Genomic DNA, 11,816 nt, shown 5'->3' with positions numbered 1-11,816 from the left:
ATGAGGCAAGTAAAGCGTATGGCAGGGCAGGAGCAACCCAAACATTACTATAATTTGCTTTTCGAATAATAATGACACCTCACATTGTAATTAACTTAAAATACTTAAATCTTAAAAATTTTGATTTGAGAGTATTTCGATAAAATTATTTTTGATATGTGTTTGTGTGTTAAATGAAATTGTTCTATATTTGCACCTCGTTAAATAAAAATTATAAAACAAATATTTAAACAATGTACGCAATAGTAAATATAGCAGGCCAGCAATTTAAGGTTGCTAAAGACCAGCACCTTTTTGTACACAGATTGCAAGGAGATGAAGGCGCTAGTATTGAATTTGATAATGTATTGTTGGTTGATAATGGTGGTGCAATCACTGTAGGAGCTCCTGCAGTTAAAGGTGCTAAAGTTTCGGCAACTATCGTATCTCATTTAAAAGGTGATAAAGTAATCGTTTTCCACAAAAAACGTAGAAAAGGTTACAAAAAGAAAAATGGTCACCGCCAGTTTTTCACCAAGATTCAGATTTCTGACATCACTCTATAATTAATTGTTAACCTAATAATTCGCTTTTAGCGAGTTACAAAATATAAGAAAATGGCACACAAAAAAGGAGCCGGTAGTTCGAAAAACGGACGTGAATCGCATAGTAAGCGTTTAGGTATTAAAATTTTCGGTGGTCAGTTAGCTATCGCAGGAAACATTTTAGTACGTCAACGTGGTACAAAACACCATCCAGATAAAAATGTTGGTTTAGGTAAAGATCATACTTTATTTGCTTTAGTTGATGGAACTGTAGTTTTCAGAAAAAAAGCTGATAACAAATCTTACGTTTCTATTCTTCCTATTACTGATGCTGAAATTGAAGCAGCATTAGCAGTAAAAGCGCCAGTTGCAAAAAAAGCAGCAGTAGCTAAAGAAGTTGTAGAGGAAGCACCAGTTGCAAAAAAAGCGCCAGCTAAAAAAGCTGCTAAAAAAGAAGATACTGCTGAAGAAGCTGCACCAGCAGAATAATTAGTAATCGCCTTATAAAAAAAACCATTCTGTTTTCAGAATGGTTTTTTTGGTTTAAAGGTTTTGCAAAAAAAAAATCGCTACAAAATGCAGCGATTTTTAAGCATCGTATGTTATTTTAGTGCTGTCTCTCCATTAAGCCGGTGGTTAAATTTAAAATTGCTTCTTTTGCACTATCATCAACACTGATTTGATTCATATAATTTAATGCCTTGTTTAGGTAACTTTCCATGGCTTGCTTTGCAATTTCTGGGATATTTAATGAGTTGTAGATGTTTGTAATTGCCTCGACTTTTTCTACATTATTAAACTTTTCTAAACTGATCCAGGCTTTTAAGTTTTCGAGTGTTTGACCATCAGCTAACTCCAGTGCTTTTAATAGTAAGAAAGTTTTCTTATTTGATATAATATCTCCACCAACTTGTTTTCCGAATTTATCCGGGTCGGCGTAAACATCTAAAATATCATCTTGCAATTGAAAAGCAATACCAATATTTTCCCCGAATTGGTAAATCAGTTCCGCATCAGCTTCTGAAGCGTTTGCAATTATTGCACCCAGTTTTAGCGCACCACCCAATAATACAGCAGTTTTTAGTCTTATCATGTTGATGTACTCCACTATAGTTACATCATCACGGGTTTCGAACTCCATATCTAAAGTCTGTCCTTCGCAAACGCCTTGGGCCGTAGTATTAAATGTATCTAAAACATCTTTTAAGTAAATTGGATTAACTTTTGCCAGATTTTTGTTAGCTTCAACCATCATCACATCGCCACTTAAAATTGCAATGTTAGTGCTCCATTTTTCGTGAACGGTAGCTTTACCTCTGCGTAGCGGTGCATTATCCATTATGTCATCATGTACAAGCGTAAAATTGTGAAAAACTTCAACCGCCATTGCAGCATGGATTGATTCTTTTGCATTTTCTCCGAATAATTCGGTCGCCATTAAAACCAATAGTGGTCTGATTCTTTTGCCACCTAAATTAATTATGTAAGTTATTGGATCGTAAAGTTGTTTAGGGCTTTCAGGAAATTTTAGGTTTTGTATTGCATTTTCTAAAATTTGCTGTAATTCTATTGTAGTATGCATTTTGCTATTTTAATTAAGCGATATTTAATCGCTTATTATTCTATAAATTTAATCCTGAATTAAAGTAAAATCTATCTGACGTTTAGATAAATCTACTTTTTTAACCCTTATCATAACTTCATCTCCCAACTGGTACTTCTTCTTTTTGCGCTGTCCGACAATACAATAATTTTTTTCATCTAAAACGTAAAAATCATCAGATATGTCACGAAGCCTAATCATGCCTTCACATTTGTTTTCTTCAATTTCTACATACATGCCCCACTCGGTAACGCCAGAAATAACACCTTTGTAAATAGTACCAATATTTTCTTCCAGATATTCGGCTTGTTTATACTTGATTGAGGCTCTTTCTGCTTCTGCAGCACGCTTCTCCATTGCTGATGAATGTGCGCTTGCCACCTCGTAAAATTCTACATCGGCTGATTTTCCTCCATCTAAATAGGTTTGCAATAAACGGTGCACCATTACATCCGGATATCTACGGATTGGCGATGTGAAATGTGTGTAATATTCAAAAGCCAGACCATAATGACTTGTTTTTTTAGTGGTATAAATTGCTTTTGCCATAGAGCGAATAGCTAAAGAAGTTAAAATATTCTGCTCTTTTTTACCTTCAACATCAGCCATTAAATGGTTTAATGATTTGGCAATTTCCTTATCAGATTTGGTGTTGATTTTATAACCAAAACGCGATGCAAAATTTGCAAAAGTATTCAAGGTTTCCATGTTTGGAGAATCGTGAACACGATATACAAAGGTAAGTCTCTTTTCCCCTTTTTGTTTTTTGGCAATGAATTCGGCTACTTTTCGGTTAGCCAAAAGCATGTAGTCTTCAATCAGTTTATGTGCATCTTTACGTTCCTTAACGTAAACTCCAATTGGCTTGCCATTTTCGTCGAGTTTAAATTTAACTTCGGTGCTCTCAAAACTTATTGCGCCATCTTTAAATTTTCTGTCTCTTAAAATATAGGCAAGTTCGTTTAATTTTAAAATTTCTTTTGCATAATCTCCCGCTTTGTTTTCGATTACTTCTTGGGCTTCCTCGTACGTAAACCGTCTATCAGAATGAATAACCGTTCTGCCATACCATTCAGATTGAATATTTGCTTGTTCATCTAACTCAAAAACAGCTGCAAAACAAAGTTTATCTTCATTAGGGCGAAGCGAACAAACGCCATTACTTAACCGCTCAGGCAACATTGGTATCACTCTATCAACCAGATAAACAGATGTAGCTCGGCTGTAAGCTTCTTTGTCTAACTCACTACCTTGCTCAACATAGTGTGAAACATCGGCAATGTGAACGCCGATTTCATAATTTCCATTAGGTAATTTTTGATAGGAGATGGCATCGTCAAAATCCTTTGCATCAGCCGGGTCAATTGTAAATGTTAATATGTTTCGGTAATCTTTTCGTTTAGCAATTTCTGCTGATGGTATTTCTTCGGGGATAGCATTTGCTTCTTTTTCAACCTGCGGAGGAAAAGATAATGGAAAACCATACTGCGCAAGAATCGCATTCATTTCAGTATTGTTTTCGCCTTGGTCGCCAAGTACGTGTTTAACCATCCCGATTGGATTTTTTGCACCTTCTGGCCAATCCGTTAAGCTTACTAATACCCGCTGACCATTTTTTGCGCCTAAAATATCGCTTAATGGAACAAAAATATCGTGAAGCATTTTTTTATCATCGGCAATAACAAAAGCAAACCTGTCAGAGATTTTAATTACTCCGGTAAAATCAGATTTAGCTCGTTTTATAATCTCAATAACCTCACCATCATTCTTGCGTCCATTTTTCTTGGCAAAAACATAAGCTTTAACCGTATCGCCATGAAGTGCATTTTTTAATTTACGTGGGGCAACAAAAACATCTTTCTCAAATTCATCTTCAGGTACAATATATGCAGAGCCATCGGCTGTCATATCAACAGTTCCAATAATAAAGCTTTGTAAATCTTTTAGTTTAAATTTTCCTTTCTCAGGTTCTAGATAAATGCCTGCGGCTTTACCTTCTTTTAAAATTTCGAGAATCGTTTCTCGAGACTCGTGATCGTTAAGGTTTAATTTGGCAGAAACCTGTTTATAGTTGAGTGGTTTATTGCTGTCTTTTTCAAAAACATCACTAACCAACTGATTCAGAACTAATTTTATATTTGCAGATTTTTTCTTTGCCATTTGTTAATTGTATTTTACCGAAGATACAGAAAAGATGCAAAAAAGGCTGTTTATTGATGTAAAATGTCAGATTGATGATGGTCAAATAATCATTAATTTAATATATTTTATCTTTTTTCTTAATGAAGTATAGCTTAGATGAATTGACCCATCTTTTGCCTGAATTATTGCAGGATAACTATATTCTCCCGTAGGATGATCTTCTAAAGTGTAAATATTTTTCCAGTTTTTACCATCACTCGATATGGCTAATTTTAAAACCGAACGACCTTCCCACCAATTCTTTCCAGCTTCTAATGGGTTATAAATAAGTAGTTGTCCGCCATCTTTCAAAGTTACGGCATCACTACCCGAATTAGGATTAGGCAATGTTGTTGGCTTTAATTTTGACCAATTTTTTCCGTTATCTGCCGACCAGCTTTCTACTATCACATTTTGCCTGCTCCGGCATAAAAGCTGTAATTTGCCATCGGGATAAGTTAGGATGGATGGCTGAATAACGCCGAAGGTATCACAATCGATGTTGATTTTTCGCCAATTTTTTCCATTTGCATCAGATTTTTCGATATGGATAAGCCATTTTTTTTCATCCAAACTTTCGGTGCTCGACGGATATAAAATATCGCCATTTGCAATTTGGATAGATTTATTTTTTATCGGTCCTAAAAACCCATCAGGAAGTTTTTGTGCTTTCGACCAGGTTTTTCCATCATCGGTAGATTTTTTAAATTCTGCCCACCATGATCTTGGGTTCGGTCCAACTTTATAGTGAAGATATAATACTCCATTCTTAGCTTTAAACAGAACCGGATTCCAACATGGAAGACGTAGCTTGTCGTTCTGTATGCCATTTGCAACTTCAACAGGTGCACTCCACTTACCATTTTTGTTAATTGCCATGTAGATGGAAACATCTTTACTGCCTTAGTGTTTTCCACCGAACCATGCACTCATTATTGCATTGTTTTTAAGCTCGACTAGCGTAGAAGCGTGGCAAGCTTCAAATGGCGCATTTTCAAATATATAAGCCGATGAAATGATTCTGATATCATTATTTTGAGCGTTTGAATGTTGCCAAAAGAGTAAGCAGATTATTATTGGTATTAGACTTTTAATTCCCTGGAATGGCATCTATTAATTTTTTAGTGTAAGCGGCCTTTGGTGCGAAGAAAATTTCCTCTGGAAAACCTTCTTCTTCAATTTTACCTTTATTCATCACCAAAATACGGTCTGAGATGTGTTTTACAACCGCTAAATCATGAGAAATAAAAATATAAGTTAAACCAAATTCGTTTTGTAAATCCTTTAGTAAATTTAAAACCTGTGCCTGTACCGAAACATCTAAGGCAGAAACAGATTCATCACAAATTATAAATTTTGGTTTTAGAGCCAAAGCACGGGCAATAACAACTCTTTGTCTTTGTCCACCACTAAATTCATGCGGATAACGATTGTAATGCTCTTCTTTTAAACCGACTTTAATTAGCAATTCTATAACTTTTTGTTTTCGCTCGCTATCGTTATTAAAAAGTTTGTGTACAATTAAAGGTTCCAAAATGGATTGACCAACGGTAAGTTTTGGATTTAGCGAAGCATAAGGATCTTGGAAAATGATTTGGATATCTTTTCTAAGTTTTCTCAATGATGATTTATCAATATTTGTAATTTCTTTTCCATCAAAAAAAATCTCGCCTGAGGTGGGTTGAATTAACCTTAAAATTGTTCTTCCAAGAGTTGTTTTACCACAGCCTGATTCTCCAACTAAACCCAAAGTTTCACCAGGAAAAACTTTAAAACTTATGGAGTCAACGGCTTTTACGTAATCCTTATTTTTAGAGAAAAAACCATTTTTAATTGGGTACCATGTACAAAGCTGGTTCACTTTTAATAATGCAGGTTTTGAATATAATACATTTCTTCTGATTATAATTTCTTCGTCAGAAATTTGATTGCCTTTGTTTAAATGTGCATTTGCATCTTCAATTTTACCAGTCAGGAAATCGGTAACAACCGGAAGCTTTTTTAATTTTAAAGCAGGTGAAGGGCGACAAGCTAACAATCCTTTAGTGTATGGATGTTGAGGATTGTTAAAAATTTCTTTTGCCAAACCCTGCTCAACAATTTCTCCTTTGTACATCACCGCAATTTCATCAGCAATTTCATTTATCACACCTAAATCGTGAGAAATAAATATCATTGCCATATTTCGTTCTTCTTTAAGCTTTAATAGAAGTTGTAGAATTGTTTTTTGAACGGTAACATCCAAAGCAGTGGTTGGTTCATCTGCAATTAATAATTTCGGATTACAACTTAAAGCCATTGCAATCATTACACGCTGTTTTTGTCCACCAGAAATTTGGTGTGGATAACTATCAAATATATTTTCAGGGCGTGGTAGTTGAACTTCATTAAATAGAGCTATAGTTCTTTCCCTTGCAGTTTTTTTATCAGTTTTTTGATGTAATATAATGGCTTCTGCAACTTGCTCCCCACAGGTAAAAACAGGATTTAAAGATGTCATAGGCTCCTGAAAAATCATAGAAATCTGGTTGCCTCTGATTTGACGAATTTCGTTTGCGCTCAAATTTAACAAGCTGATGTCTTCAAAATCTATGCTTCCTGTTATTTTTGCAGAATACTCATCATGCAAGCGCATAATTGAAAAGGAGGTTACAGATTTTCCAGAACCAGATTCTCCAACAATACCTAAAACTGTTCCTCTTTTAACATTAAAACTAATTGTTTTTACGGCATTAAACCACGTTTTTTCTTCTTGATTGTAGAAATCTATTTTTAAATTACTTACGTTTAGCATCAGGATACAATGGTAATGTTTTCTGACGAAATTATTCTATCACCCTTCAATTTTAACAAGACCTTTGCGGTGGTTATCACATCTTTCTGACAGTAGGTAACAATTCTTGGTAAATTTTGCTCTTCGTAATAAACCTGTCTGACCATGCTGCCGTCAATATCATCTTTGGGAGTTGGTACATCTAAAATTGCCGCCAATAGATTCAAAGAAGTGTAGTGTTTATAATCACCAAATTTCCACAATTCCATCGTATCGATATGGTTTACTTCCCATGGTTTCTTGCCAGATAATTCGAGTTGCTTTGGAATTTTCATTCCGTTGATTAAAAATCTTCTGCATAGATATGGAAAATCGAATTCCTTGCCGTTATGTGCACAAAACATCAATGATGCAGGCTGTTTCTCTAGAAGTGAATTGAAATCCTTCAAAATATCAGCTTCATTATTTCCATAAAATGATTTTATCCTTAAATGCTGAAACTTATCTTGTTGAAAAAATATGCCCAAACTTACACAAACAATTTTGCCAAACTCAGCCATAATGCCCGCCTTTTCATAAAAATCTTCCGGACTTTGTTCTGCCGACCGCTGGTAATGCGTTTTCTGCTCCCAAAGATCTTGCAGGTGCTGTGGAACATCGTTAAAATTTGCATACTGAGGAACGGTTTCTATATCGATAACCATTATTTGATTAAGATCTAGTGTTTTTAGCATGTAACAAGATAGTGAATTAATAATTATCAAAAAACAATTATCAATCCTCAAAACTGATAGATTATTTTTCTAAGTTTGGTATATGGCTAAAAGTAAATTAGAATTATCGCTAGAGGATGGCAAGCATAAAGTTTTAGAAAACTTAATTGGCGAATGGCGGGGAAGCACTAAAACCTGGTTTGAAAAAGATATACTTGCAGATGAATCTGCTACAACTGGTAAAATCTCATCCTTATTAGAAAATAGATTTATTTCTTACGATTATCAAAGCAGTTTAAACGGAAAGCCTTTAACTGGTAAAATGATTATTGGTTTCGATATTCCTTATCAGAAATTTACGTTCAGCTGGATTGATAGCTTCCACATGGGTACACAAATTATGCAGGCTACTGGTGAAGCGACTGAAAAAGGTTTTTCTATCTTAGGCTCTTGGGGTAATCCAGAATATGGCGACCAGTTATTTGGGTGGCGTACCGAACTCGAAATTGTTGGTGAAGATGAAATTGTAATTACGGCTTACAATATTATGCCGGGAGAGGATGAAGCCAAAGCAACTGAAACAATATTGAAAAGAATTTAGATTCTTAATCTGTCATATTGAGCTTGTCGAAATATATAATTTTGACAAGCCCAAATTATAACAATATTTTTAAAACAAGGTCGGTGCTGGCGTTGAGCCATTACCCATGATTGGTATTTTTAAATCCGTTCCTATTTCTTTATTTAATTTCTCGATAAAATAAGCTGATAATAGTGGAGAGGCCAACTCAATATTTTGGTGAACAAAGAAATAAAGATTTTCCAATCCTTTCGCTTTCCACTCGCCAATACGCTCAACCCATTCATCTAAACGAGAATAATCGCTTTCGTGGTTGGCGCCGACATAACGTACAAAAGCAGTTGGTGTAGTTAATCGCATGTGCAACATATCTCTTCTTCCGGCGGTATCTACAATGATATTCGTGATACCGTTATCTTCAAATAATTTCTCAAACTCAGAAGCAATTGCGGCATTCGAAAACCACTCACCATTTCTTACTTCAACACCCAAAGGAATCACTTTTGGAAATTCATTTATCACAGTTTTTAAGCGGTCAAAATCCTTTGGCTTAAAGTTATCATGCAATTGCAGAAAAGCCATACCCAACTTGTCTTCGAAATTACTAATCGCATCGCAATATTGCTCAACAGGTTCTTTAACGTTAATTAATCTTTTGAAATGACTAATGGTGTTGGTTAGCTTTGGAAAAAACTTAAAATCTGCAGGGGTTTTTTGTGTCCATGTAATTACCTGTTCGCTGCTTGGCATTCCGTAGAATGTTGCATTCAACTCAATCGAATTAAATTGCGTGGAGTAATAGGTCAACTCATCTTTTGTTCCTTTCGGATAAAAGCCTTTCAAATCTGCCTTATTCCATTTGGCACAACCCACATAAGCCTCGAATTTTTGTTTTGGCTTGTTTGCCGCTAAAATTGCTGCCGTTTCCGGCGCATCAGCAGGAAGTTTAAAATCTATAATTGATGGGTCGTCTACTTTACCGAATTGCATATAAATGGATTAATTGAATTGCTAAGTTAATAAAGAAAACTAAGTTTACCATCTTTGCGAGGCACGAAGCAATCTATTTCAACAGAGATTGCTTCGTGCCTCGCAATGACGCCAGTACAAAAAAAAGCGCCAAGTAAATACTTAGCGCTCTTTGAAAAAAAAACTTTCGATTAAATCTAATAACCCAGTATCTTCAAAACTTGTTTACTATTTTGTTCCTCACCAAAAACCTCAAAGTTGAAACTCTCATCACGGTTTCTGCGGATTAGAACATGTTTCGGACTAGGCAATAAACAATGATGAATACCGCCATAACCACTTAAAACTTCCTGATAAGCACCTGTATGGAAGAACCCTAAATATTGTACCTTACGGGTTTTAGGCATAAATACACTATTCATATGCGCTTCCTGGTTATAATAATCCTGACCATCGCAGGTTATACCACCAAGATTTACACGCTCGTATTCAGCATCCCAATTGTTAATTGGCAATAAAATATACTTTTGATTTAATGCCCAAACATCAGGTAAATTCGTAATAAAAGAACCATCCAACATTAACCAACGTTCGCGGTCGTTTTGTTGCTTTCTACCTAAAACCTTGTATAAAATACCCGAAGCTTCAGCAACCGTATATTTACCAAATTCGGTAATAATATCTGGCTCCATCACATCATGGATGGCGCAAATTTCTTTAATCCTTTTAACAATTTCATTCACCATGTATTCGTAATCGAAATCGAAAACCAACGAATCTTTAAATGGCATACCACCACCAATATCCAGGGTATCTAAATCAGGATTAATCTTTTTGAATTTGCAATAAAGCGTTACATATTTCTCCAACTCATTCCAATAATATGGCGAATCGGTAATACCAGAGTTGATAAAGAAGTGTAATAATTTAACACGGAAATTTGGGTTGTGAACGATTTTATTGTTATAAAATTCAATAATATCTTCCATACGAACACCCAAACGAGAGGTATAGAATTGCGAATCTGGCTGTTCCTCAGCTGCGATGCGGATACCTAAATTACATGGTGTATCAATATCAACTTCGTCATCAAAGAGATTAAATTCCTCTTTATTATCCAACACCGGAATGATGTTTTTATAGCCATCATGCAACATATCAATAATATATTGCTTATACTGATAGGTTTTAAAACCGTTGCAAATAATAGTTGTATCTTTTGTTAAATGCCCTTTTTTCTCCAAAGCATCAACCATTGGCATATCAAAAGCCGATGATGTTTCTAAGTGGATATTATTCTTCAAAGCCTCCTCCACGATATGGCGAAAATGGGAACTTTTAGTGCAATAACAATATTTATAATCGCCACGATAATTGTTCTTTAAAATGGCAGTTTGGAAAAGAATCTTCGCTTGTTGAATCTTTTTACTCACCATCGGTAAGTACGTGAAACGTAGGGGAGTACCATAAGTTTCAATCATTTCCATCAGGTTTAAATCCTGAAAATATAATTCATCGTCTATAACATCAAAGCCATCCTGCGGAAAGCCAACACTTAGATCGAGAAATTCTGAGTAACTCTGCATTTACTTTTAAATAATTTCTGCAAAAATGTAATTTTAATTCGAGAATTAATCGGTATTGATAATATTTTTACTGTATAAAAACGCTTTAATTCTATACAGATTATTTCCGGTTCTTTTTATAAAACACATCAGGGCCAATTGTGTTTAATTTATCCTCTATTTTATAGCGAATGGACACAAGTTTCCTGCAGATTTCGCTGACTTTCGCAGCATATGCTAGATGCAAATTCTGCGACAATCCTTTTTAATTCGCTGGAGATATTTTGGAAAGCAATTACAGTGCTTATCGGTTTCGAAAGTCCTGCCATTTGCTGCAATCTTTTTGCTTAACTTTTTTTATGCTGAGATATGAGTTCATTGTTTCATCGGTTGCAAATAAAAGTTTATTTAAGTCTGCAAGCAAGCAAAAAGTATTTTCGCTGCTGTCAGGTTTAGCTTAGCAAAGTTTTGCTACTGATTAGCTCCTGAGAACTTTAAGGGTTTAACCTTAAAATTGTACCGTATTGTTTTTCTTTGATTTCGGTTTCCGATAGGATATCAAATTTGAATGTGGTATGGTCGGTAGTTACCGTTAAATTTTTTCCACTGATTTTGTAATTACCACGATAATATATATCTCCTCCTGGAATAATATCTGCCACGCCATTAGGCTTAAGCGTTAATCCCCAACCGCCATCATAAGGAAATGTTGGATCGAATTTGAAATCTACTTGCGAAAACTTTTTTTCTTGATCGATTTTTAATTGTTCCTTTTTGCAAGAATTCATAAGCAGGATTATCACAATCAGAGAAATGTTAAAAATAGCTGTTTTTAAAATGATGGATTTTGATTTCATGTGTTGAGGGTTGGTTATCTTCCAAAACGATACTGACTATATAAATGCTAC

The 11,816-nt window shown here is 35.0% G+C and carries 10 protein-coding genes and 1 pseudogene; 3 read left to right on the top strand and 8 right to left on the bottom strand.

The genetic code is table 11. From position 1 onward, the window contains the following. Window positions 1-233: 233 nt before the first annotated feature. Entirely contained in the window at window positions 234-545 is a 312-nt protein-coding gene (gene rplU, locus QWY86_RS18555) for a 50S ribosomal protein L21 (protein ID WP_010601215.1), read from the top strand. Between the two features lie 51 nt (window positions 546-596). Further along, a complete protein-coding gene (gene rpmA / locus QWY86_RS18550) occupies window positions 597-1,013 on the top strand; it encodes a 50S ribosomal protein L27 (RefSeq protein WP_290244302.1) in 417 nt (138 codons plus the stop codon). A gap of 118 nt (window positions 1,014-1,131) precedes the next feature. Here rpmA and QWY86_RS18545 read toward each other — a convergent pair whose 3' ends face one another. From QWY86_RS18545 to QWY86_RS18525, 5 genes and pseudogenes are all read right to left on the bottom strand, one after another. After that, on the bottom strand, window positions 1,132-2,106 hold the full coding sequence (locus QWY86_RS18545; RefSeq protein WP_290244300.1) for a polyprenyl synthetase family protein: 975 nt from the start codon (window positions 2,104-2,106) through the stop codon (window positions 1,132-1,134). Between the two features lie 48 nt (window positions 2,107-2,154). Next, window positions 2,155-4,287: a ribonuclease R gene (gene rnr, locus QWY86_RS18540; protein WP_290244298.1), complete on the bottom strand. Its 2,133-nt coding sequence runs from the start codon at window positions 4,285-4,287 to the stop codon at window positions 2,155-2,157. An 81-nt stretch (window positions 4,288-4,368) separates the two neighbouring features. Further along, window positions 4,369-5,199: pseudogene (locus tag QWY86_RS18535) on the bottom strand (sialidase family protein); the annotation flags it as partial. Window positions 5,200-5,398: 199 nt separating this feature from the next. Further along, a complete protein-coding gene (locus QWY86_RS18530) occupies window positions 5,399-7,102 on the bottom strand; it encodes an ABC transporter ATP-binding protein (protein WP_290244297.1) in 1,704 nt (567 codons plus the stop codon). Further along, a complete protein-coding gene (locus QWY86_RS18525) occupies window positions 7,102-7,815 on the bottom strand; it encodes a 3'-5' exonuclease (protein ID WP_290244296.1) in 714 nt (237 codons plus the stop codon). The genes QWY86_RS18530 and QWY86_RS18525 overlap by 1 nt, the downstream gene beginning before the upstream one ends. Before the next feature lie 82 nt (window positions 7,816-7,897). Between QWY86_RS18525 and QWY86_RS18520 the strand changes: the two genes are divergently transcribed. Beyond that, entirely contained in the window at window positions 7,898-8,395 is a 498-nt protein-coding gene (locus QWY86_RS18520; RefSeq protein WP_290244295.1) for a DUF1579 domain-containing protein, read from the top strand. A gap of 69 nt (window positions 8,396-8,464) precedes the next feature. Here QWY86_RS18520 and QWY86_RS18515 read toward each other — a convergent pair whose 3' ends face one another. The 3 genes from QWY86_RS18515 to QWY86_RS18505 all read right to left on the bottom strand — a co-directional run bounded on the left by QWY86_RS18515 (window position 8,465) and on the right by QWY86_RS18505 (window position 11,765). Beyond that, the gene (locus tag QWY86_RS18515) at window positions 8,465-9,364 is read right to left on the bottom strand and encodes a DUF72 domain-containing protein (RefSeq protein WP_290244293.1); all 900 of its coding nucleotides are present in this window, start codon (window positions 9,362-9,364) and stop codon (window positions 8,465-8,467) included. A gap of 176 nt (window positions 9,365-9,540) precedes the next feature. Further along, entirely contained in the window at window positions 9,541-10,929 is a 1,389-nt protein-coding gene (locus tag QWY86_RS18510) for an arginine decarboxylase (RefSeq protein ID WP_290244291.1), read from the bottom strand. Window positions 10,930-11,402: 473 nt separating this feature from the next. Next, window positions 11,403-11,765, bottom strand: a complete 363-nt coding sequence (locus tag QWY86_RS18505; protein ID WP_290244290.1) for a hypothetical protein — start codon at window positions 11,763-11,765, stop codon at window positions 11,403-11,405. Window positions 11,766-11,816 lie beyond the last annotated feature (51 nt).

It is taken from the genome of Pedobacter aquatilis (assembly GCF_030409415.1).
In the GTDB taxonomy this organism is placed as follows: domain Bacteria; phylum Bacteroidota; class Bacteroidia; order Sphingobacteriales; family Sphingobacteriaceae; genus Pedobacter; species Pedobacter aquatilis.
The sequence above is the reverse complement of the archived record's forward strand: the minus strand, read 5'-3'. Positions and strand labels throughout refer to the sequence as shown.